Origin of the sequence: Polaromonas sp. UC242_47 (assembly GCF_044452385.1) — a bacterium.
GTDB lineage: Bacteria > Pseudomonadota > Gammaproteobacteria > Burkholderiales > Burkholderiaceae_C > Polaromonas.
The window spans coordinates 2,785,579-2,808,093 of the sequence record NZ_JBIOAO010000001.1 but is presented as its reverse complement, the minus strand read 5'-3'; the positions used below and the strand labels follow the sequence as shown (position 1 = coordinate 2,808,093).

The following is a 22,515-nucleotide window of genomic DNA, read 5'->3' as shown; positions in this document are numbered from 1 at the left end:
GGTTCCGCGGCCCCTGCTGGTTGGGGATATTTGCGTTCGCTCGAGGGTTTGGGCGATGACTGCTGCTTACGAACACAACGGCAAAACCGTTTCCGCCCCGGCCTTTTATGCCATCGCCTGCGACCCGCGCCGCAGTGTGGCGGTGGAGGCTTGCGCTGGCGCCGGCAAAACCTGGATGCTGGTGTCGCGCATCGTGCGTGCGTTGCTGGACGGCGCGCAGCCACATGAAATTCTGGCGATCACCTTCACCAAACGTGCGGCCGGCGAGATGCGTGAGCGGCTCTACGACTGGCTGGAGCAGTTTGCCCATGCCGACGACGCCACGCTGGCGCGAGAACTCGCGATGCGCGGTTTTTCGTATGAAAAAGGCCCGCAGCCCCCGGCGGACGGGCGCGAACAGCTATCAAATTTATACCAGGGCATTCTCACGACCGGCCGCGCGGTGCAGATCCGTACCTTTCACAGCTGGTTTGCTGCCTTGTTGCGCAGCGCGCCGATTGCACTCTTGCAGCAGCAAGGGCTGCCGCTGAATTACGAGTTGCTGGAAGACGATGCGCCGGCCAAGGCCCTGGTCTGGCGGCGCTTTTATGCCGCGCTGGTGGCGCAGCCGGAGCTGAAGGCCGACTTCGAAGCCGTGGTGTTGACCTATGGACGTTTCCAGGCCGACAAGGCCTTGCAGGCCGCGCTGGACAAACGCACCGAGTTCGCCCTGGCCGATGCCGCCGGCGTGGTCGATGCCTCGGTTCAGCATTTCACGCTGCAGTTCACCGAGTTCGGCGGGCTGGATGAGCCTGAAGAATTGCTGACCACCAACCGCTTCCACCGGCAAACCCTGCGCGACGCCGCCGTGGCCCTGGGCCGCGCCAGCGCGCCAACGTTTTCTGCCAAAGGTGTGGAGCTGGAGCAGGCGCTGACGGCCGGCAACCTGCAGGGCGTATTTGCCGCGCTGCTGACCGACAAAGGCACGCCGCGCAAATTCGGCGACAAGGTTGTCGGCATCGAGCAGGTGCGTATCGCGCAAGACCTGGTCTTGCGTGTGTTGGCCGCGCGCCAGCAGCACGACGCCTGGCTCTACCAGCAACGTCTGGCGCGGCTGACACGCCTCTTGATCGCCGAGTTCACCGCGCTCAAACACGAACGCGGCTGGGTCGACATGAACGACATCGAACGTGCCGCGCTGGCGCTGCTGGGCGACGAGGTCTTGTCGGGCTGGGTGCAGGAGCGGCTGGACGCACGGATCCGGCATTTGCTGATCGATGAGTTCCAGGACACCAACCCCTTGCAGTGGCAGGCGCTGTGGTCCTGGCTCAGCGCGTATGGCGGCGCCGGCAGCCGGCCCAGCGTGTTTATCGTAGGTGACCCCAAGCAGAGTATTTACCGCTTCCGGCGCGCCGAGCCGCAGGTGTTCAAGGCTGCGCAGGCTTTTGTGGCCGACCCCGACGGCCTGAACGGCGAGCTGCTCAGTTGCGACCACACGCGGCGCAACGCGCAGCGGGTGATTGCCACCGTCAACGAGGTCATGGGCGCTGCCCGTGACAACGACGGGTACGATGGCTTCAGGGACCACACCACCGAGTCGCCGGAACCCGGATCGGCCGGCCGCCTGCCGCCGATTCCGCGCGCCAAAGAGGTCGAGGCCGAAGAGGCGGGCCAGGCCTGGCGCGACAGCCTGAGCACACCGCGCGAAACTCCTGAAGAAACCTTGCGCACCCTGGAAGCGCGCCAGGCCGCCGCCTGGATCTCGGCCCAGGTGGCCGGCGGCCTGCAACCGTCCGACATCATGGTCTTGTCGCGCAAACGCGCCGGTTTGCTGCCGCTGCAGGAGGAGTTGCGCGCCTTGCACATCCCGGCGCTGGTCGGCGAAAAAACCGCGCTGATTGATTGCTGCGAGGTGCTGGACATCGTCGCGCTGCTGGATGTGCTGGTCTCGCCGCAACATGACTTGTCGCTGGCGCGCGCCTTGCGTTCGCCGTTGTTCGGCCTGGACGACGACGCGCTGGTGCAGATCGCGCTGCAGCGCAGCGTACTGGGTGGCTCCTGGTTCGGCACGCTGCAAAAATCAGAGCAACTTGCGCCCGCGCTACAAGGGCTGGCGCCCGTTTTGATGAGGTACAAAGGCTGGCTGGACCGCCTGCCGCCGCACGACGCCTTGCAGGCCATTTACCACCACGGCGACGTGCTCGCGCGTTTTGCCGCTGCCGCGCCGGCCGCACAGCGCGCCAGTGTGCTGGCCAATTTGCGTGCGCTGCTGGCGGTGGCGCTGCAGCTTGACGGCGGGCGTTACGCCACGCCTTATGCTTTTGTGCGCGCCCTCAAGGCCGGCGGCCTGCAGGCGCCCGCCACGGTCAGCAGCGAGGCCGTGCGCCTGCTGACCATTCACGGCGCCAAGGGCCTGGAGGCCGAAGCCGTCTTGCTGCTGGACACCGACACGCTGGAGCGCAACGCCGACAGCATGGGCGTGCTGGTGGATTGGCCCGGCGAAGCCGTGGCGCCGCACAAGTTTGTGTTTCTGGTCAGCGAAAGCCGGCCGCCGGCCTGCGCACTGGAAGCCCTGGCCGCCGAGCAGACCGCACGCCGGCGCGAAGAACTCAACGCCTTGTATGTGGCGTTGACCCGCGCCAGGTGCACCTTGATGATGTCGTCCATCACACCGCACCGTGAAACCACCCACAGCTGGTGGCAGCGCCTGGTCGGCTTGGTGGACGAGGTGCCGGCACCGCCGCCGCAGGAACTGGCGGGCGACTTGGCCCAGGCGCTGGATCATTTGCCGGAATTACCTGTCGCCCCGGTGCTGCCAGTGCAAGCCGCGACGGACACCAAAGCGGACGACGACACGCTGAGCGCCCGCCTGGGCAAAGCCATGCACCGGCTGCTGGAGTGGGGCGGCAGTTCGGAGGCGCGGGTGCGTGCGGTGATGCGCGAGTTTCGCCTGAGCCCGGCCCAGGGCCAGACTGCGGCGGAGCGGGCGCAACGCATTCTGAGCGGCGCGGGCGCCTGGGCCTGGGATGGGGAGGTCATCGCCTGGCAGGGCAACGAGGTCGAGCTGTTTTATGAAGGCGAGACCTGGCGGCTGGACCGGCTGGTGCAGCGCAAGGACGCCGGCCACGAAGGCCACTGGTGGGTGCTGGATTACAAGTCGAACGCCGCGCCGCAAGAGCTGCCGGAACTGGTGGGCAAGATGCAAACTTACCGCGCGGCGGTGCAGGCGCTGTACGCCGGGCAAACCGTGAAAGCGGCGTTTTTGACGCCACAGGGCGCGGTGCTGGAAGTGCCCTGAGGGCAGGCTGCACGCTTGTCGACTTGGGCATAGACTGGACCAAGGGCCGGCCCCGCCAGGCAGCCCATCTTTCCAACCCGAAAGGACGCCCCATGTTCAAACGCGCCTTGTTCGCGGTCGCCTTGCTGGCGGCCGCCACCCTGACCATGGCCCAGACGGCGCCGCCGCAGGCGCCGGTTCGTTTGCGCGGCACCATCGAAAAAGTCGAGCCCGGCAGCATCACCGTCAGGGAGCGCAGCGGCGAAGTCATCACCCTGGTCCGGCCGGCCGACATGGCGGTGTCTGAAGTCTTGCCGCTGACACTGGCCGACATCCAACCCGGCAGTTTTATCGGGACCGCGGCCATGCCGCAGGCCGACGGCACCCAACTGGCGCTGGAGGTGCTGGTGTTTCCCGAGTCGGCGCGCGGCAGCGGCGAAGGCCATTACCCCTGGGACCTGCAGCCGCAAAGCACCATGACCAATGCCACGGTGGCCGAACTGACGGCGGCGCCGGCCAGCGTGCCGGGCGGCAAGAAGCTGCTCTTGCGTTACAAGGGCGGTGAACAAACCATCATCGTGCCGCCGAACGCGCCGGTGGTGACCTTCAAGCCCGGCAAGGACGATGAACAGGCGTTGGTCGTGCCAGGCGCCAAAGTGCTGGTCAGCGCGCAACTCAAGGACGGCAAGCCGACCGCCTTGCGCATGACGGTGGGCCGCAACGGATTCGCGCCGCCTATGTAGGTGGGAGCTAGCTGCGATAATCGTGGGGTAGCGCACCCAGAGCGCCGGCTGCCATCCTTAAGCCTTTTAATGCTGTAGCCAAGGACTGACGAGCGCAAGCAGCTATTAAAAACAGAGCAAGCTGGCCTGCTCGCCAAAGCCTCTGCTGCTGCCATTCTCTTTTTTCACCTCAAGTTGCCATTTTGTGCAGACGGAAACCCCCTTGAACGACGCCACCTCTTCTGTCTCCCCGTTTCGTATCGCCGTGATAGGCGGCGGCCCCGCCGGCCTGATGGCCGCCGAGGTGCTGTCCGGCGCCGGCGCCGCTGTGCAGGTCGAGGTTTTTGATGCCATGCCCTCGGTGGGACGCAAGTTTTTGCTGGCCGGCAAGGGTGGTCTGAACCTCACCCACTCCGAGGCGCCTGAACCTTTTCTGAGTCGTTATGGCGAACGCAGTGCAGAGCTGCAGCCGCTGCTGGCCGCCTTTGGCCCCAGCGACTTGCGTGCCTGGGCCGAAGCCCTGGGTGTCGAAACCTTTATCGGCAGCTCGGGCCGCGTGTTTCCCAAAGACATGAAGGCCGCGCCGCTGCTGCGCGCCTGGCTGCAGCGCCTGCGTCTGGCCGGCGTGAAGTTCTCCATGCGCCACCGCTGGCTGGGCTGGGCCGAAGACGGCGCGCTGACCTTTGCCGGCCCTGTGGGCGAGGTGAAAACGCAGGCCGACGCCGTGGTGCTGGCACTGGGTGGCGGCAGCTGGGCACGACTGGGTTCGGACGGCGCCTGGGTGCCGTTGCTGGCACAACGCGGTGTGGCGATTGCGCCGCTGCGGCCGTCCAACTGCGGTTTTGACGTGGCGGCCTTGCCGCGCGAAGCGGCGAGTGGCGAAACCCGGCGCGAGTTTTTGAAAGAAATCACCGGCCAAAGCCCGGCCCCGCAGGCCGGCTGGACCGAACATTTCTCCAGCCGCTTCGCCGGCCAGCCCTTCAAGTCGGTCGCCATCCAGTTCACCGATTCGCAAGGCCGCAGCTTTCACCGCAAGGGCGAGTTTGTCGCCACTGCCACCGGCGTCGAAGGCAGCCTGGTGTATGCGGTGTCCAGCCTGCTGCGCGACGAAATCGCCGCACACGGCAGCGCCACGTTTCACCTGGACTTGCTGCCCGACAAAACACCCGAACAGGTGCTGGTCGAGGTGCGCCATCCGCGCGGCTCGCGCTCGCTGTCCAGCCACCTGAAAAGCCGCTTGAGCATTGACGGCATCAAGGCCGCCATGTTGCACGAGCTGCTGGGCAAGGACGCCATGAACAGCCCGGTGCAACTGGCCCACGCCCTCAAGGCCTTGCCGGTGCGCGTGATCGCCGCCAGGCCCATAGATGAAGCCATCAGCACGGCCGGCGGCGTGATGTTTGAAGCCATGGATAAACAACTGCAACTCAGCACGCTCAAGGACGCGGCGCAGCCGGTGTTTTGCGCCGGTGAAATGCTGGACTGGGAAGCGCCCACAGGCGGCTACCTGCTGAGCGCCTGTTTTGCCAGCGGCCGTGTGGCCGGGCAGGGCGCTTTAAGCCATTTTGGCCTCTAGCCCAATCAGGTTGGGTGCAAGCAGCTACTGATTTGGTAGCGTTTGATTGTTTTTATTGGCTGGCGCTTCAAGCCAGCCTGTACCGAAAGAGATGAATTGCCATGATCGTGCGTTTCCACATTGATCCAATTGAACAAGACCAGTACGAATACCGTGTCACCTACGAAGGCGAAGAGCTGTTTGGCGACGTCGGCCTGGACAGCATAGAAGCCTGCATCGTTGCCGCGACCGAAGGCCTGGGCCAGGACCCCGTGGGCGCCGAGATCGCCTACCGCGGCATCATCAGCGGCACCTACCCGCTGGCCACCCTGGCGCTGGCGTCGGCTCAGATTGCGCAGCATGCGCTGAATACGACGACGGCGATTGAAGAGGTCAGCTCTTAAGCTTACGCAGCTTTTCAACAGATGACGGATTGCCCGTGAATCGACAAGAACGGATGACCGGATGCTGAAAGTAATTGCGCAAGACTTCATAAAAGCCGATTGCGTTGACAAGGTTGTGCCGCTTTATAAAGAGCTGGTTGAAAAGACAAAGCAGGAAGCGCTTTGCATTTCTTACGACCTATTCATCGATCAAGAAAATCCAGGCCATTTCATTTTTATAGAGGAGTGGCCTGATCGAGCGGCGCTGGATACACATTGTCAAACGGAACACTTTCAAAGGCTGGTTCCAATGATCAACAAGTATCAGGAGAAAGACGGTACTTTCTTGTTGATGGACTCATTCGATGCGCTGTGCTCCGAATGATGGCGTTACGCTCAGTCAGTGGATTTCACGTCATTCGTGCAGGTCCGTTTTGGCGTAGAGGCGGTCATCGGAACAGCGCGACTGAAATACTCATCAATGAGCTCGCTACACGACCAAACTCGCTTGTGGCGGGGTTATCTTCATGAGGTCGGTTTGTACTGCTGGGAGGGGCAGGCCACCTGCGTCGAAAATCTTTACAGCCAGATGCTGCACTGCCTCGTCATATCCAAAAGAAGGCTGATTTATAAGCATTTTTCAGGATCAGCATGAATATTGCTTAGTCACTATTGGTATCGCCATTTGGTTTGGCGGCCATTGTGAGGAGCTGAAAATGAAATCACTAAATGCGATTGTCGCGAGCATTTTGACCATGTTCACGCTCGCAACAGCCCAGGCCAATGTGATCACCGGGAGCTTATGGCATGTTCCGGAAGCAGCCACGTTTAGCGCCGTACCAGCCAACGTGCCTGGCACCACACCCGATGTCACTTTCGACGTCAACTCGCCGCTGAACTTTTCCGGCACCAGCGTCACCGTCGGAACCTGGCTCGGCAGCAGCTCCGCCTTCAACATCATCGAGAACACCGCTGGCACCTTGGCCTCCTTGATGGACAATGGGGTCGTCGGCACCATCCTGCGCTTCACTGGTTTTGTGACCGTGACGAATGGCCAGACGTTCAATGTGGCTCACGATGACGGCTTGACTCTGATCATTGGTGGCGTGAACTTGGGGTTTAACCCAGGACCGACCGCTCCGGTGACAACCCCTGCGACCTATACCGGGCCATCTGGAAACTTCGCATTCGAGTTGGTCTATGCCGAATGTTGTGGTGGCCCCGCTGTCTTGAGCGTGGATCTGCCTTTCAGCAACACGCCCCGTAGCCTGCCGGAAACCCCTACGCTGGCTTTGCTCGGCTTGGGCCTGGTCGGGTGCTGGTACGTCTCGCGCCGCCGCACCGTCGGTGACAAATCGGCTCACTACCCCAAGTCCACTTTGACAACATGACTGGCTGAGGTGCCGTGAAGAAATATATCCTCAGAGCGCAAGAAGTGACGATCTGACTTCGAGCGTGCGGTGCGGTGTTTCCTCAGCTCTTTTCTGGCGTTTGCCAATTCGGCCAAGAGGGGGCAGACCTAAAGCCATCGTCTTCGCGGAGGACTGCCGCATAGACCCGCTAGGCCAACTCTGCGGACATTTCGGGGGTGACTACCAGAAGCGGTAGGGGGCAGTTCGCGGCGCTTGGCCTCGATTGCGGCCATCCACTCGGCTCTCGCTTTAGGGTGGCCTTGAGAACTGCCTGGGGGCGCTCGCTAGTGCCCAGCGCAATGTTCTTGTGAAAGCACCCAAAAGCTTCTTTGAGATCGTTTGGGATGACGATTCGGACATACCAGCGGGAGCCCCGCAGGTTTAATCCTTCGACCTGAGCCATGTCTTTTCCTTCATAAATTTAATGAAGTGACACACTCAAGTGCAACAAAACCGATGCGGAGAGCCGCTCTAGGCTTGAAACCCGCATGAATACTCGGTTTTATTAGTATAAGGTGACGAGCCTTGACGCCGCCAAATCAAGATCAAAAATCAATTAAATCAATGACTTACGAGGCTGCAGAAGAGGGCGGGTTCTACAGCCTGGTTGCACAGCCGTTGCTAAATTTAGCATAATTATTGCCCCCCATTTCGGTAGACGTACGGCATCTCTACCGGACGCCACCTCAAGACGAGTAAAGCGCCTTTAGCGTGTCTCTGCCATCAAGGCAACAAGCCGCGCCCTTTGATGCTCACTCTCTACGGGGTCAGGCGGGAGCCCTACAGTAGTCCCGGCGGGCACGCTTTCAGTGGCCTTACTAGGCACCAATCCGATAACAAGCAAGACCAGTATGGTGATCGGGGCTACCAACACCAGGAGGGCAAGCCACCCGCTCCAGCCGCAGTCGTGTCTTGTGGGGTAGTCGTGAGTGAATCCTGTGCAGCCTGTATTCCTCTCGCCTCTAGAACAGTCACGGTTCCAGGCTGTTTTAATTTCTATACCTGATGCATGATCCGCCTCACTGTCAATTCGGCAGTGTCATTTATCGGACCTTTCATGCTCATCTCTACCTCAGCCGTCACCCTCGACTACACCTCTTTGACCAGCTTCCTGGTTAAAGGGAAATCCTTTGAGGTGTTCGTGGAGCGCCCTGAAGGACAGCCGTTCTGGTGGTTCTCGACGCGACGTGATTCGGGCTCTCTGGAGATGTGGGGATTCGGTGCTCAAATCATTTTCTGCCGTCCATATTCGGCTCCCTTGAAAACAGTCTGATGGCCTTGTGACACTTTTTGCAGACCTCTTCCGAGGGGGCGATTCGCCAAAAATCCGCTGACTTGCAAAGCTCGATAAAGCGTGTAGCCTGCGGCCTTTTAACGGATACGTAAGGTCACTATGGATGCGAAGGAACGGAAGCGAATCGGGCGCTTGATTCAAATTCTGGAACTTTTCAAGGAACGGAATTCCACGATTCCATTACAGCAGGTCATTACGTTCTTGCGTGTGGCTCGTACACCTGGCATCGGGGTCACAGAGGTGGCCCACGCATCACAGACGCACATTGCATCTGCATCGCGCCATGTCCAGGCGCTTAGGGGGCAGCGAGGCGCGACGCCGCCACTGGTTGCCGCAGCCTATGGCAAGGATGAACGCACCAAGCCGTTACTCCTCACGGAAGATGGCCGCCATCTGCTCAGCGCCGTCCTTGCCACGTCAGACGAGGCTCCTATCGCCGTTGGCCCGGTCAGTGTTGTGAAGGGTGCGCCAGTACAACGCCGTCTCAGCAATGACTCGCACTGCGTTACGCCTAATCGCATCGCTTGGGACCCATTTGGACCCATTTAGGAGTGGCAATGCGGGAAGCCTTTGGATGCGCTGAGGGGACGCGGAAGGGATTGCCGGGGCGGATGGATAGTCGAGGGTTAACGCTAAAACTAGACGTTAATATTCCCGTGCGCTTCGCTGACTCCTTTGCTACCGTGAGGTGCAGGATTACTAAGGAATTGAGATGCGGTTTAGAAAATCTATCAAGCTTGCCCCTGGCATACGGATGAACCTTAGCGGGAGCGGCGCGAGTTGGACGCTTGGACCCCGAGGCGCATCAATTGGGATCGGGAAACGCGGAACTTTCCTCAATGCTGGAGTACCCGGGAGTGGGTTTTCATTTCGGCAGTCGTTAAGTGCAGGCTCTACCAACGCTGTTGCGCGACCTCAGATCGCTTCTCCGCAAAAGGTTAGCCTCACCGTTGAGGTGGCTGATGACGGGGTTATTACGTTCAAGGATGCTTCAGGTAACTCTGTTTCAGAGGAACTGATTGACGCCGCAAAAAAACAAAAGGGCGATGCAATTCGTATTCTCATTCAGCAAGCGTGCGACAAGATTAACGACCAAGTTGATGCTGTCAGCAAGCTCCATTTGTTTACTCCAGACCCACGAACACCGCCGCATTTTCAACCGCAATCATTTCCTGATCCAAAGCCGCAACCGCCGAATCCTCGCCAGTTGGGTTTCTTTGCAAAACTCTTCAAGTCGAATGTTGCGAGAGTTGAGGCGGAGTATCGCAAAGCGATGGACGCTTATGAGGCGGGAGAACGTGCGTGGAACAAGGCTAGAGGGGATTTTGAAAGCTTAGAGGACGAACGCAGGCAATCGTTTTTCAAGGTTCAAAGGGGTGACCAGCACGCCGTAGAGACTTTTCTCGGGGAGGTCTTGCTGGACATTAGTTGGCCTAGAGAGACCCTCATTTCCTACGAGGTAGGTGAGGATGGCAGGACCTTGCGGTTTGATGTGGACCTTCCAGAGGTACAGGACATGCCGCAGAAGACGGCCACAGTGCCTCAAAGGGGCTACAAGCTTTCCGTCAAGGAACTCGGTCCCGTGCAATTGCAAAAGTTGTACGCGCAGCATATTCATTCAATAGGGTTTCGCCTCTTGGGTGAAGCCTTTGCAATGATTCCTACCGTCCAGGAGGTCTTGCTTTCTGGGTATTCCCAGCGTGTTAGTCCTGCAACGGGTCAGGTACAAGATGACTACTTGTTTTCGGTCAATGTTTCGCGTTCAGCTTGGGAGCGCATCGACTTTGCGCGGCTGGGAGACATTGACGTAGCGGAGGCGCTGGGCCAGTTCAACCTTGTGAGGTCGATGACGAAATCGGGCCTTTTTAAACCAATCCGCCCTCTCACGGAGTAGGCGGGGTCAGCCCGCAAGGCCCTCAGGAAACGCCTCTTAGTGTTTCGTTTTCCAATGGAGAGAGGTAGTTGCGATGACTCGCCTGACGTTCGTCATAACGTCCCCCGCTGGCCGTCTTTCCGGTGCCACACGGAACGGCCACGCCAGAACCTTCTGGACTTGTGGAGGGGGTGTTGAAGGTCTTACGGGAGCCGGGGCAGGGCGAGTAGGGGGTGGCTGTACGATGTCCTCTTGATTCGTCTTCTTGTGAGTTGGAATCGTACTGGACAACTGTATGGATGTACAGTATCATTTTGTCATGGACGACATGACCCCATCCCAATGGATTGCCGCGTGTGCCGAGAGGTTGCATGAGAGGTGGCAGACGGTGGCGCCTGCGCAACTTGAGGAGGTCGCCATGGACATTTGGCGTGATGCACAGTTGCGCTCAATGGCTCCCTCGGATGCTGCTGCATTGTGGTTGCGGCCCATAACTCCCAATAGTGGCGCTTAGCTATGGGCGTTCGCAAAGTGGATCAACAATTGAGGCCGTAACCAGGGAGACGCCAAGTGCGTATTCCGATTTCTCCCGCGTAGCTGTTCAAGCCGATGTGTACATCGCAAGCTGCAGCGTTGACGATCTAGCGCATGCGTCGCCATACAACGGCTAAGGTCGTGGAGGTTTATTGGTGCTGCTCAATCAATCCAACAAGCCTCTCAAATTGTCTAGTGGTAACACCAACCTTTGGAGTGTCATCATAAAAGGACTCAGTGTTTTCTTTATAGAACCCAGTGCGCACAAGCCGAGCTATGAACGGGTCAAACTCTTTTTCCTCCAAGCCTAGCGACGTAATTGCATCGGACCTAAACGATTTCCAGTACGAGGTGATCTGAGCATGTTCCGTCTCCCATATCGAAGTTCGCGATGCCACCTCATGTCTTCGCAGCATCTGAAGGGCCATTATTTCCCGAAGGCTCATTTCGTCCAGGACATCTAAAAGTTCTTCGTATTGATCAAAGTCAATTTCGGATGATTGAATTGCTCCGCGAAGCATACTGGCCAATAACTCAATCTTCTCTTTTTTGCGCGTCTGTTGCGCAGCCTTCAAGGTTTTGAAGTAGCAATGGAGGAAGTCATTCGATTGAATTAGTTCCTCAGTAAGTGCGATAGTGCCCGCGCCGAGTCCATCGAAAAAAGCCTCTGTCCGTTCTCCAACGATTTGATTGCCGCGCTCCAGGAGCAATTCATGCAGCGCGGCACCACCAGGTGCAAAGCTTAGCAACGCCTTTGCTGCTAGGTTTTTCTCGTACAAAACGGCGGCTTTGCCCACTAGGTTGTTCGGTGAAGCCATGTTTGCCCTTTTCATCAATATTTTGTCGAAAAAATGCGAGACCCCCCTCGATCAAACTGGCGTGGAAGTCCCCCCCTAGCCCCCCCATCACGGTGCGCCTACGAGACCGTAAGGGTGCTGTGCGGTGATGGTCACCACACGTCATCGTCGAGTTCGCAGTCGTAGCGCCAACTCATGTGCTTGCAGAGTCCTTCCAGTCCGGGAAACATTGTCTGAGCATTGACCCCTAGCTTATCGAGTTGCTTCAATATTGCATGCCGATGAGCGGTGGGGACAACAAAGCGCATAAGCTTTTCGCTGTAATCGCTCTGTTTTTCAAGAGGGATGAAGGCATGGCGTTGCTGGGCTGGCTTGCTAAATCTGTGCGCTGTAAACCAACCTGACTGTGCAGCTACGCGAGTGTTGTTCAGAGGGGGGCGCAACACCCGCGTGCGCGTAATCTCGAACGGGTTCGGACTGTCTTCGTTTGAGAGTATCCAGTCCGTCTCAACCTCAAACACGTATACAAAAACACTCTTGACGCTGGGCGCCGGGCGATCAGCCAGTGCCATCCACAAGCCGACAAGAGGATTAGTACTCCAGTCAAGCAACCGTGTAGCCGCACCATGGTGCTGGGCGATACAGAGGAGCGCCCAGTCGTCAAGTTGTTTGTCCAAAAGCATATGCCCATGCAACCGAAGTTCAGATAGGACGCGTTTCTCAGCCTCTGTCGAGTCGTAAGTCCTATATTCCCTAGCTACTTTGGGCAGTAGAGGTGCATCCACGTTTTGACCGCGATAGAGATAAAGCTTACCGGATTTCTGATTTGCTACGTGATCGACCAGTTCTGAAAGAGCTTTCAGCGGCACACTTTCCAATTTCCATTCATCTTTCATATGGGGTGCCTTTGCGCTTGAGCGGCAGTCTGGCGGTTCGCTACCTCAGTAGGTACGATTTCTTTCCATAGCATTCGGTATCCTTGCGGCGCAATCTAATGAGCACCATCCGGCTATCGTAGCGACAAAGCGCCAGCATCCGCCTGAAGTACACCTCAATTGGATGGCCAAGAGTGAGCCACTTTGTCAATCACGCCTCTCGCCATCGCGGGACTCCCAGTTACCCTTGCGGGATTCTGGTGTGTGCTTTAGCAGCAGGTAGAGAAGGTACACCGTGACGACACCCCCAAGGAAGCCGAACAGTCCCCTGCCAAGCACGGGAAAGAACTGGGCAACGAGCCAGTAAATAGAGATCACTGCGACGATCTGGAGCGGCTTCATGGTGAACTTTCCAACAAGGACACATGCCATTCCATTACGAGGGCGCAAGCGGGACACCTTGCGGGGACGCTTGGGTCTACCAGGTACGTCACTTGGTGCTTATCGCGTGATGGCGTAGCGGTGTAGGTCTCTTGAGCTACCTCCACCAACCCCACAACGTGACAGCGGGGGCACGTAGCAGCGTTCAGGGCTGCTGTTTGATCGAAGCCTTCAATGAGCATAAGGAGGAAGCCCCAGCAGCACCACCACCGGGCACCGTTAGGTCATAGTAATGGAGGAGTCGCCGCTTGCTGCTTCACCAGCCTGCTTAAAGTTGACCGCGATGCGCTTGTGGCCTTGCACACCTGAGACCACGTTGCGCCCTGTGCTAGTAGCGCGAGGATGTTTGTATTGCGCTCCACATTCTCGGGCCTGCCGCGATAGACCTTGTCCTTGCCTGTCTTCAGCTTCGCCTTAGCGATCCCCTGTGCGGTGCGCCTGCGCCTGTCGTCGTAGTCCTTACGGGCGATAGCCGCCAGCATGTCCAGCATCATTCCGTTGAGGGCCTCCAGGAGCCGCTGGGTCATCTCATCACCTTGGTCGATCAACTGCCAAGAGGTCGGGAGGTCCAGGGCCACCACACGCACCCGCTTGGCGGCAATCGTGGCCTTCAGGCTCTGCCAGTCTTCAGCATTGAGGCGAGAGAGCCGGTCCACTTGCTCGATTAGGAGCACGTCACCCGGTTGGCTGTCATCGAGGAGTCGGAAAAGCTCGGGCCGCTTGAGGCTAGCGCCTGACTCGTTCTCTATATAGCGGGCTGCGATCTTCATGCCGCGCTCCATGGCGAAAGTCTGGAGGTCTTCCAGAGCACGCGTGGCGTCTTGGCCCTCGGTAGAGGCGCGGAGATAAGCACGAAGGAACATGTAAACCCATCAGTTCGTTTTGGATGGTTCGTATATTGTCAGTTCGATTTGGATTGGTCAAGCGTATTTATCGAACCAGATATTGAGACGCTTTCGCCGGTAGCGTTAAGGCGTACTCAAATCGAACCACCGAGAACGTGCCTCTTGGTTTGTCGCTAAGGATGTGCGCGAATCACATTGGACTTGTTTGCTACCCCTTCTGGGGATAGCTACCGCAAGCAGCACATCATCAGCGGGTCCGGCTTAAACCTGCGCGTGATTGACCGGGACGGTTCGCCGTGGTTCGTTGCTGTTGATGTGTGTCGGGCGCTGCAAATGCCGGTGCAGAACGGTAGCGTGTGGCCGTGGCTCACCGGCCTTGAGGCGGATGAACTCTTTACAACCAAGAAAAGGGAGTTGACATTCCCTACTCTCTTCACCGGCACTAGGTCTCAGGTAACGCTAGTTTCCGAATCAGGCCTCTACTAACTCATCCTGAAGTCCCGCAAGCCGGAAGCAAAAGCCTTCAAGAAATGGGTGACCTCCGAAGTCCTCCCTACGATCCGCAGGACGGGCGGCTACATGACCCCTTCGGTGGCCGTCCTGGCTAAAGAGGACCCCCAGGCATTCCTGGCCCGCGCCCTCCTGATCGCAGGGGAGACCATCAACAACCTCAAGATGCAGGCGATGGGGTTGGAGACGGCGGGCGTGGCGGGTTCTACGGTCCTGCTGCGGGAATGGCTGAAGGAGGGTATCAACTCAATTGAGACCCTTGGGAGGCGGGCGGCTACATGGCCCCCTCGGTGGCCGTTCTGGCCGTGAAGGACCCGGCTGTGTGCATTACCCCCTGCACTAGGAGACCTACAGGTCCCCGTGAGATTCCGGGGCAGCGGACTTTTTGTGTCACAAGCTGCCTCTGATCCTTGGAATGCCGTCTTTTTGCTATTACTTCAATAGCAAACTATGACCACAGCATAAAGCCAGTCTGGCGATTGTCGAGCCAAAATTATCGACGATCAACCCCCGCATTAGGAGGAGGAAGCCTCAATGTATCCATCGGGACGGCGATTAAGGCCCCCATCAGGAGAGCCCCAGGACTCAAGTCCATACCCGCACTCTGGCAACCCCAGAAGACGGCCACCTTTGCGCTACTTCAGCGGCGGAATTCGAATACCCCCTGCATAAGGAAAGCCTACAGGTCACCTCGGGCTAACCGGCTCCCAATCCTTCAACCTTCATCACTACAAAGTCTCAATGACCAACCATGAATCGCGTGTAATTCGCGCCGTTACCTTCTCGCCTGTGGCTTTCGCTCACCTCAAGGCCTGTCAGCACTTGTTTCAACTCCAAGCCAACGAGTCAGAGCCTGGCCGTACTGTCACGAACAGCGAAACCCTAGGCCGTATCCTCCACGCCCATGCACGCCTCGGCCTTGCCGCTGCTTCGCAGGGTATGCAGGTTCAAGAACTGTGTTCCGCGCTTGCCTTTGGGGACCTTGTGGTCACCTCTCCAACACCTGAGGGCCTGTGATGTCACAACCATTCAACAGCATCCGGTGCATCTTCAGTACTGACCCGATCCGGCCTCTGCGGGCTTTCAGCGATGCGGCGGGGGACTTCTGGTTTATCGCCATGGATGCCTGCGCCTTGATGGGCATTCCCTCCATACCAAAGGCTACGGCGAAGCTAGACGCCAGCGAGAAAGTCCAGGTGGGCACAGACAACGCCTACGGCCTGCACCCCCACACCCTGGCAGTCAACGAGGCGGGCCTTTACGAACTCATCGCGGGTGCCCAGAGCCCCGTTGCGAAGGCGTTCCGGAAGCACCTGACCGACCACATCACACCCATGCTCCGGGCCATCCCGACGCAATCCAGGAAGACCCAATGACCCGCCTACAAATCAGTGACCAGTTCGGTAACGAACGCCTGCGCACCCAAGCGCAACCCCTAGCATCCACCATGGTGTCCCAAGCGGCCCCTCCACATCTCGCGGAAGACAAGTGGCGCGGCCTGGGGCAAGCCTTCGCGGGCGCTGAGATGCTTGTGGAGAACAATCGCGCCCTGCATGAAACCCAGGACCGCGAACGGGCCAACAAGTACGCCAACTCCATGACCGTGGACGAGTTGGGCAAACGCATCAAAGCGGGCGACATGCTTGCGTCTGAGTCCCCGGTGTTCGCTGCCACGGTGCAGCACATCTGGGGCCAGAACTCGCAAGCCGCCATCGAGCGTGATGTGATGTCCAAGGTGTCCACGGGGGAGATGAAATTCAGTAAGCCCGAGGAAATCGACACGTACCTCACGGAGAACCGTAACACCGTCCTCGCGGGGCAAAGTCAGTACGCAAGTGCAGGCTTCGACAAGGGCTATGCCAACCTGCGCACCAAGCTCCGGGACAACGTGGCGCGGACGAATGACAAGGTGATCGTGGAGCAGGCCGTCAACGCAGCCACCGACAGCCTGGGCAACAAGCTCCTTGAGGTGACCGGGGGTGAATTCAAAGGCACCCCGCAGGAAGCCTCCACAGCCCTCCTGGCCCATTACGATGTCCTGCGGCGCACCAAGGTCATGCCGGATGCTGCCGCCAAAAGTGCCCTCACCGAGGTCATCACTCGCGCTGCATCGTCCGGCAAGACAGACCTCCTGGCCTCCCTGCTGAATGCCGAACTGCCGGACGTGGGCACCGTGCGGAGCTTCCTCGGGGAAACCAAAGCGGCGACCTTGACGGCCCAGGCGGGGTCTCAGTTTGACCAGGGTCAGCGCCAGCGGGTGGATGATGAAATCCTCCCCTTCATGCAGGCATCCGACACCGGCTCATTGAACGTGGACAAGTTCATGGCATGGGCTCAGTCGGATGTGAATAAGAAGTACACCAGTGCCGCCACCATCCACGCCATCACGCGGGCCAACATGGCAAGCCTGGCGCACCAGCACAGGGACCTTGAGAAGGCTCAGATACAAGGCGCGGTCCTAGCGTCTGAGCATGAGGCCCGTAAGCGTGTGGACGCAGCGATGACCAATGGCACCCTCTGGACCGTGCAGGGCACCCAGAACCCACAAGTGCTGACCACCTCAGGCGATACGAAGGACTTCAGCGTCAAGAAGTACGCGGAGGATTCGCTGACCAAGCGGACAGCCGGGATGCCCTTCGAGCAACAGGTGTCAGCCTGGGCTATGAATGGCCTAGCGAATCCTGATTGGGAAAACCAGATGAAGGCGGGTCTGTTGAACCTCAGCAGCATCGGCCTGGACTCCAAAGGGAAACCTACAGGTGAACTGAACGAGGCCGGGACGAAGGCCATTGAGTTATTCAAGCAGCTTGACGGCACAAACCCGGACTATGCCAAGCAGGTCGCCGGTGACACGGCTTACAAGCGGTTCTCTGATATTGCGTTCCTCACGCATCTTGGAAGGGCGCCAGCGGATGCCGCAAGCATTGCTTCTAACGTGGCCTCGGGGGCTATCGCGGGGAGCCCAGGCGACAAGCTGGACAAGCAGGTGGCCTCGGAGATTGGCAAGCTGACAGGCACCCCGTGGATGGACTGGCTGGCGAACACGGGGGACCGCATGAGCGACTTCGTGGTGAACAACAACCCCGCAACATATGCTCGGGCTCTTACAAGTGGTGTGCTAGGGGTAGTCCCCGGCATGGAGGACGCTGCGGCATGGGTCGAGCCCACCAGGGCCGACACGGTAATGCGCAACACCACGCCAAACACATCCCAGGTGCATGGTCTGGTGAAGCGATATGCCACGCTGCTGGCCCATAGCGGTCAAGTGGGTGACGCCACGGAGGCCCTCAGGGTCGCGGTGGACTACATCCGTAGGCCAGAGGTCTCCACCCAAGTCAATGGAACGCTCTACCTGCGCTCTGAGCTACCCGCTGCACCCAATGCCAGCAGGACGCAAGGCGAATGGCTTGAGCGGTTCATCGATGCCGTTCCCAAGGCTCGGGCGAAGGACCTGAAGTTCCCCGGGGAGTCCGTGCGGCTGGAGTATGACGAGCGAGCGCATATCTACCGGGCTTTTGTCACTGGCATCCCTCTCACGGATGCACAGGGCGGAATCATGGCCTGGCAGAAAGGCGAAATCCAGCAGTGGTATTCGACCCAGGCGCATATTGATTTGATCGAAGGTGCCGCTAAAGGCGCTGCCATTCAGGCCGCAGCCCAGGCGGACGCCAAGGTCCCACGCAACAACCGCATCCAGGGGCTCGCGCCCGGTGTTTACAACAAGGCCGCCGCGCCACTCGCACCCCGCTAACGCGGCAATTTCAATAACAGTAATGACTAACGGCGGGGGCTAAGAACCTCTGCCCATATTTCCATGGACAACAACCAAACGACATCCGCCCCTGAGGCACCCGGTGAGATTCTCATCAACCGTACCATCACGTTCCGCAACAGCACCTTCGGGGGCCTGAAGGCATTCATTCGGGCACACCATAGGAGGACAGGTTTTTTGCTTACCAACGCCGCTGCGGTGGACTTGATCCTGAGGGCCTACCTGTCACGGCATCTGCACCCGGACGCCGTGGCGGAAATGACAAGAGGGTCGTGCGCCGAGTCGGTGAAGCAGTTGCGGGAGCTTCCTCACGAAGACTTCGGGGATAGCCCTGCGGATGGGCTGTCAGGGCCTGCACGGACACCCAAGATTATTCTGAAGGCTACCCCACGGGATGCCCCGAAAGGCGTTGCGGGCCGCATTATTCAGGTGGAAGTGCGCAAGGATCAGCAGTGGCTTCCTTCGGTAAGCGAGGGCCTGGCGTGAGGTGTACCCGACCTCCCTTTATGTCCCCCTCTGCTACGTGCCCGACCGGCTACTCAGCGGATGGCCTGAAGGGATGGGCAGCACAGGTACTCGGAGCGAGGCGATGCTCCACTAAATACCTGGCTGCTCTGGCGATCATTTTCGGCAATATGGCCCGTGCTGACTTGCAGGGGGCCACGCTCCTACTCACGACCATCGCGCCTTACGCGACCCGGCAAACGATGCGGACCATCCTGGAGCAACTCAGCGCGGCAGGATTGGTGAAGCGGTGGCGCAACCGTAAGCAAGCGGTCTACGCCTACCAAGGCGTGACAGGCTTGGGCAGCGAGGAGGATGCAGCTACGCGGTACAACCGCATACAGCGTCATGCCGAGGAAGCTGACGCCATGCGGTATAGCCGTGATATTGGCATCCAACCGGCTGACTGCCCATACTGAGGCAGGCGTTAACAACCGCTCAAACCCGCTTAACAACCGCCTTATAAGGAGACACCAAAAGGGGAGCAAAGAAGGAGCCTACGATGGGGGAAATACTGTGGTCAGTCCCGCCACGGTCTCCACTGCTGACCGGCTGCTGAGGCCCTTCAACTCACCTCGGTGGGCTACAGCAGACTCCAGCAGGCACCCGGTGAGAAGGAAGACCACTGAGTCCCCCCCACCGTGGTCGCCCAATAGCGATGTCCCTGAAGGGGCTATAGTTGGCCGTCGGCCCGTCCCTATCTGTATTTGTGGTCTTCAGTCTTATGGATTGGCCGCTGCTACAAAGACTGCGTAACCCCCTGACAGACACCCGAGGATGAACAGACCGAAGCATGAATAAGCGATAGCTGTTGATAACCTACTGGGGCCACGTGAACGCTTCTCGTCTTCAGCTATAACAAACTCCCATTGCAGTTCATCTTTAAAGAATCGGTTGGCGTCCCCACGGTAACAGCGATAAAGCCTCGCGAAGCGGTGGTAGGCACAAGCAAGGCCGACTCCGGTAAATATGACCCCTGCGACGAACGCAAACAGTGCCAGTTTTGCGGGAAATATGTTCAACGCCTTACCGAATGCGCCTAGAAAACTCAGCGTAGCAATTGCGCCACCTGAGTTAGTGAGGAGGAGGAATTTGTACGCTTTATCGCCCCAATCCTTCTCGAGGCCATGTAGCTGACTCCAACGGCGGTCCACGTGGGCAATGATGCGACCTTTCCTGTCTTGGTCTACTTCTGAAAAAAGTGTCATGTGGTCTCCTTCCCAAGCATTACAACATTTGATTATTTGAATCTCAACCGGCTCCTTAGGAGACGAGTTGGCTATTTGATAGGATTCATTGATGATTTACTAACAACGCAGGTGTAGGCAATGATGTGGCAAGCGAAGCTGATATTGAAGGCCGGGGAAATCTTGGTCAACGAAAAATACCGAGAGGCTGGCAGCCTTGGTAACAAGGAGATCACTACTTGCGATGTGCAGAATACCTCTGGCGAAATTGTCGGGACGGTTCGGTACTCTGACGTTACGTCTATCAAAGCTCCGTTCAGGCATAGCTTTCACCTTCTACAACTTGATGCGAACGGTAAATCACTTATTGATGAGCGTGGTGACTTTTAGGTGATCAGGCCCCAGCTCGCAATACTTTGGATGGCAGGACTGGTGCCACTGTGGACCCTCGCGGCGACCCTCCAGGGCACCGTAGTAGGCATCTCAGACGGCGACACCATCACGGTTCTTGACGCCTCCAAGACCTCCCACAAGATTCGCCTTTCGGGTATCGATGCGCCCGAGAAGAAGCAAGCCTTCGGGAACATCTCTAAGCAATCGCTTTCGGATATGGTCTATGAACGCACGGTCACCGTGGAGTACACCAAGGAGGACCGTTACGGGCGGAAGCTCGGTAAGGTTCTAGTCAATGGCGTGGATGCAAACCTAGTCCAGGTCCGTATGGGGCTTGCTTGGCATTACAAGAAGTACCAGAAGGAGCAGCCTCCGGAGGATCGCTTGGAGTACACCAGGGCAGAGGCCAAGGCCAAAGAGGCGGGGAGGGGGCTTTGGAGAGATGGGCAAGCGGTGCCCCCTTGGGATTGGCGCAAGCTAGGGAGCTTTTGACGAGTATTAATTTTTTTCGGACACAATGCTCGATAAACAAATATGTACAGTGTCCAAAAAAGGAGGCAGTGTGAAGCTTGCAATCGTGGCGGGGGTGACCGCTTATCAACACTTGCTGCCGCTGAATGCGTGCACCAAGGATGCTGAGGCTTTCAGGGTACTTCTGGACGAGACGAAATCGTATGCAGAGGTTTGCTTCCTACCGCCTGACATCACCGGGCTAGCTGCAAAAAAAATGATTTCTGAGTTCGTTCAGAAATACAAGTCGCAGACGGTCGACGAACTGCTCTTTTATTTTTCTGGTCACGGCACGCGCTTCGAGGATGATTTCTTCTTTGCCTTTGCCGACTTTAAAAGTGATCGTAAAGAAGGCACTGGCTTGCGGAACACGGAGCTTGATGGGTTAATCAGAAATCTTTCTCCTGAATTAACAATCAAGATAGTGGATGCGTGTAACTCTGGCTCAACCTACATTAAGGCGGATGACATAGACATTGCGCCCGTTCTTGAGAAGTCAGCTAAGGACAACCTGCTGAAAAAGCTTTACTTTTTACATTCTTCAGATGCGGAGGAGGCGTCTTGGGCTGGTCCGGAATTTAGCCACTTCACGTATGCACTGCTAGAGTCGCTGACCAAGCAAATCGGTCCCGTCCGATATAGAGACATCATGGCAGATGTGGCAGATGAGATGCATCGTATTAGTGGACCTCGTCCCACCTTTGTGGTTCAGGCAGACAACACGGAAGTGTTCGTAGACATGGATACGCACCTGTCAGACACCTTGAAGCAGGCCCTCGGGCTCAAACCTGCAAACAGTGGCGCTTCTTCTAAGGACCCGGAAGAAGATACACAGTCTTCGCCTTCTGTTGAGCAAAGCCCGCAGGAAATGCCGATTGCCAAGTTGGCCGCTTTGAAAGCACACGACACCTTTTGTTCGGAAGAAGAGGCAAAGCTCAATCTCTCAAAGCTTAATGCTCTAGTTGATGAGACGCGTTGGCCAACGGATATCAAGGATGCGTTCAAAATCGAATTTCGTGAAGTGGCTACCAATAGTTTGCCAAATCGTGTCTCGATTGGCCGGTGGATCACTGGTCTCAAAGAAGATTCCGTCTTTGCAACTCCTACTTATGACACCGAAAAGTACACAACGGAAGAGTACCGAGAAGTGCCTAAGAAACCAGGTTCTTCGTCATGGAGTTTAGCCCTGTCATCGGTGACAAGTCTCGAACGAATGTTGGGCAAAGACAAGGAGTACAAGCTCGAGAAGGTGGAGAGGCAGCGCCAAGTGTTGTCAGGTTTTCAATACACGGTTGACCCAGTATTTGTACCTCGCCAAATCTACTTTGACCCTCGGCTACCATCTTTGGAAAGATATGCCGTCACCATAATTCTCTTATTTTCTCGGCGCAATTTAAATTGTCTTTATGCCATTGAGCACCTTAGGCTGCAAGGCTGGGATGAAACTATTTCGCCAGAAGCCAAGAATTGGAAACAGATTACAGTACCGCTTAAGGACGTTGAGAAAATTAATGCGATGATTTTGGCGCTCATCGCGGAGGTGTCAGAGTTTATAAGCACTGATGCTCGGAGTCGGTTGGCTGCATAGATCAAATTGTGGTGAGGTGTTTCAATTGTGCGGCGATTTGAGCGGTGTACGGTGTACAGTTTTC

20 protein-coding genes are annotated in these 22,515 nt (G+C 57.8%); 14 read left to right on the top strand and 6 right to left on the bottom strand.

From position 1 onward, the window contains the following. Nucleotides 1-55: 55 nt before the first annotated feature. The 6 genes from ACHMXK_RS13660 (at nucleotide 56) to ACHMXK_RS13635 (ending at nucleotide 7,307) form a co-directional block, all read left to right on the top strand. Nucleotides 56-3,277 carry a UvrD-helicase domain-containing protein gene (locus ACHMXK_RS13660; RefSeq protein WP_397441107.1) on the top strand — a complete coding sequence of 1,074 codons (3,222 nt, stop codon included), beginning with the start codon at nucleotides 56-58 and terminating at the stop codon, nucleotides 3,275-3,277. A 92-nt stretch (nucleotides 3,278-3,369) separates the two neighbouring features. Then, nucleotides 3,370-3,999, top strand: coding sequence for a hypothetical protein (locus tag ACHMXK_RS13655; RefSeq protein WP_397441106.1), 630 nt, complete (start codon nucleotides 3,370-3,372; stop codon nucleotides 3,997-3,999). A 202-nt stretch (nucleotides 4,000-4,201) separates the two neighbouring features. Beyond that, nucleotides 4,202-5,554: a TIGR03862 family flavoprotein gene (locus ACHMXK_RS13650; protein WP_397441105.1), complete on the top strand. Its 1,353-nt coding sequence runs from the start codon at nucleotides 4,202-4,204 to the stop codon at nucleotides 5,552-5,554. A 101-nt stretch (nucleotides 5,555-5,655) separates the two neighbouring features. Beyond that, complete coding sequence (locus ACHMXK_RS13645) at nucleotides 5,656-5,937, top strand: hypothetical protein (RefSeq protein ID WP_397441104.1); 282 nt, start codon at nucleotides 5,656-5,658, stop codon at nucleotides 5,935-5,937. A gap of 61 nt (nucleotides 5,938-5,998) precedes the next feature. After that, the gene (locus tag ACHMXK_RS13640) at nucleotides 5,999-6,301 is read left to right on the top strand and encodes a putative quinol monooxygenase (RefSeq protein ID WP_397441103.1); all 303 of its coding nucleotides are present in this window, start codon (nucleotides 5,999-6,001) and stop codon (nucleotides 6,299-6,301) included. A gap of 331 nt (nucleotides 6,302-6,632) precedes the next feature. Then, nucleotides 6,633-7,307 carry a hypothetical protein gene (locus ACHMXK_RS13635; RefSeq protein WP_397441102.1) on the top strand — a complete coding sequence of 225 codons (675 nt, stop codon included), beginning with the start codon at nucleotides 6,633-6,635 and terminating at the stop codon, nucleotides 7,305-7,307. Nucleotides 7,308-7,476: 169 nt separating this feature from the next. On the opposite strand, the gene ACHMXK_RS13630 is transcribed toward ACHMXK_RS13635, so the two are convergent. Continuing rightward, the gene (locus ACHMXK_RS13630; RefSeq protein ID WP_397441101.1) at nucleotides 7,477-7,731 is read right to left on the bottom strand and encodes a DUF6538 domain-containing protein; all 255 of its coding nucleotides are present in this window, start codon (nucleotides 7,729-7,731) and stop codon (nucleotides 7,477-7,479) included. A 654-nt stretch (nucleotides 7,732-8,385) separates the two neighbouring features. Between ACHMXK_RS13630 and ACHMXK_RS13625 the strand changes: the two genes are divergently transcribed. Both ACHMXK_RS13625 and ACHMXK_RS13620 read left to right on the top strand, forming a co-directional pair. Further along, a complete protein-coding gene (locus ACHMXK_RS13625) occupies nucleotides 8,386-8,601 on the top strand; it encodes a hypothetical protein (RefSeq protein WP_397441100.1) in 216 nt (71 codons plus the stop codon). Between the two features lie 733 nt (nucleotides 8,602-9,334). Beyond that, a complete protein-coding gene (locus ACHMXK_RS13620) occupies nucleotides 9,335-10,516 on the top strand; it encodes a DUF4236 domain-containing protein (protein ID WP_397441099.1) in 1,182 nt (393 codons plus the stop codon). A gap of 662 nt (nucleotides 10,517-11,178) precedes the next feature. Here ACHMXK_RS13620 and ACHMXK_RS13615 read toward each other — a convergent pair. The 4 genes from ACHMXK_RS13615 to ACHMXK_RS13600 form a co-directional block, all read right to left on the bottom strand. Next, nucleotides 11,179-11,847 carry a hypothetical protein gene (locus ACHMXK_RS13615; RefSeq protein ID WP_397441098.1) on the bottom strand — a complete coding sequence of 223 codons (669 nt, stop codon included), beginning with the start codon at nucleotides 11,845-11,847 and terminating at the stop codon, nucleotides 11,179-11,181. A 131-nt stretch (nucleotides 11,848-11,978) separates the two neighbouring features. Continuing rightward, nucleotides 11,979-12,722, bottom strand: coding sequence for an FRG domain-containing protein (locus ACHMXK_RS13610; protein WP_397441097.1), 744 nt, complete (start codon nucleotides 12,720-12,722; stop codon nucleotides 11,979-11,981). A gap of 186 nt (nucleotides 12,723-12,908) precedes the next feature. Next, the gene (locus ACHMXK_RS13605) at nucleotides 12,909-13,103 is read right to left on the bottom strand and encodes a hypothetical protein (RefSeq protein ID WP_397441096.1); all 195 of its coding nucleotides are present in this window, start codon (nucleotides 13,101-13,103) and stop codon (nucleotides 12,909-12,911) included. A 263-nt stretch (nucleotides 13,104-13,366) separates the two neighbouring features. After that, complete coding sequence (locus ACHMXK_RS13600) at nucleotides 13,367-14,005, bottom strand: recombinase family protein (RefSeq protein ID WP_397441095.1); 639 nt, start codon at nucleotides 14,003-14,005, stop codon at nucleotides 13,367-13,369. A 516-nt stretch (nucleotides 14,006-14,521) separates the two neighbouring features. Between ACHMXK_RS13600 and ACHMXK_RS13595 the strand changes: the two genes are divergently transcribed. The 4 genes from ACHMXK_RS13595 to ACHMXK_RS13580 all read left to right on the top strand — a co-directional run bounded on the left by ACHMXK_RS13595 (nucleotide 14,522) and on the right by ACHMXK_RS13580 (nucleotide 18,755). Beyond that, nucleotides 14,522-14,806, top strand: coding sequence for a hypothetical protein (locus tag ACHMXK_RS13595; protein ID WP_397441094.1), 285 nt, complete (start codon nucleotides 14,522-14,524; stop codon nucleotides 14,804-14,806). A gap of 707 nt (nucleotides 14,807-15,513) precedes the next feature. Continuing rightward, nucleotides 15,514-15,873 carry a Bro-N domain-containing protein gene (locus tag ACHMXK_RS13590; protein ID WP_397441093.1) on the top strand — a complete coding sequence of 120 codons (360 nt, stop codon included), beginning with the start codon at nucleotides 15,514-15,516 and terminating at the stop codon, nucleotides 15,871-15,873. Continuing rightward, nucleotides 15,870-18,248: a hypothetical protein gene (locus ACHMXK_RS13585; protein ID WP_397441092.1), complete on the top strand. Its 2,379-nt coding sequence runs from the start codon at nucleotides 15,870-15,872 to the stop codon at nucleotides 18,246-18,248. Before ACHMXK_RS13590 ends, ACHMXK_RS13585 begins: the two co-directional genes overlap by 4 nt. A 63-nt stretch (nucleotides 18,249-18,311) precedes the next feature. After that, nucleotides 18,312-18,755, top strand: a complete 444-nt coding sequence (locus tag ACHMXK_RS13580) for a hypothetical protein (protein ID WP_397441091.1) — start codon at nucleotides 18,312-18,314, stop codon at nucleotides 18,753-18,755. A gap of 740 nt (nucleotides 18,756-19,495) precedes the next feature. Here ACHMXK_RS13580 and ACHMXK_RS13575 read toward each other — a convergent pair. Beyond that, on the bottom strand, nucleotides 19,496-19,981 hold the full coding sequence (locus ACHMXK_RS13575; protein ID WP_397441090.1) for a hypothetical protein: 486 nt from the start codon (nucleotides 19,979-19,981) through the stop codon (nucleotides 19,496-19,498). A gap of 399 nt (nucleotides 19,982-20,380) precedes the next feature. Between ACHMXK_RS13575 and ACHMXK_RS13570 the strand changes: the two genes are divergently transcribed. Further along, on the top strand, nucleotides 20,381-20,845 hold the full coding sequence (locus ACHMXK_RS13570; RefSeq protein WP_397441089.1) for a thermonuclease family protein: 465 nt from the start codon (nucleotides 20,381-20,383) through the stop codon (nucleotides 20,843-20,845). Between the two features lie 70 nt (nucleotides 20,846-20,915). Beyond that, nucleotides 20,916-22,451 (top strand): caspase family protein, encoded by a 1,536-nt coding sequence (locus ACHMXK_RS13565; protein ID WP_397441088.1) that lies wholly within the window; start codon nucleotides 20,916-20,918, stop codon nucleotides 22,449-22,451. Nucleotides 22,452-22,515: the final 64 nt, after the last annotated feature.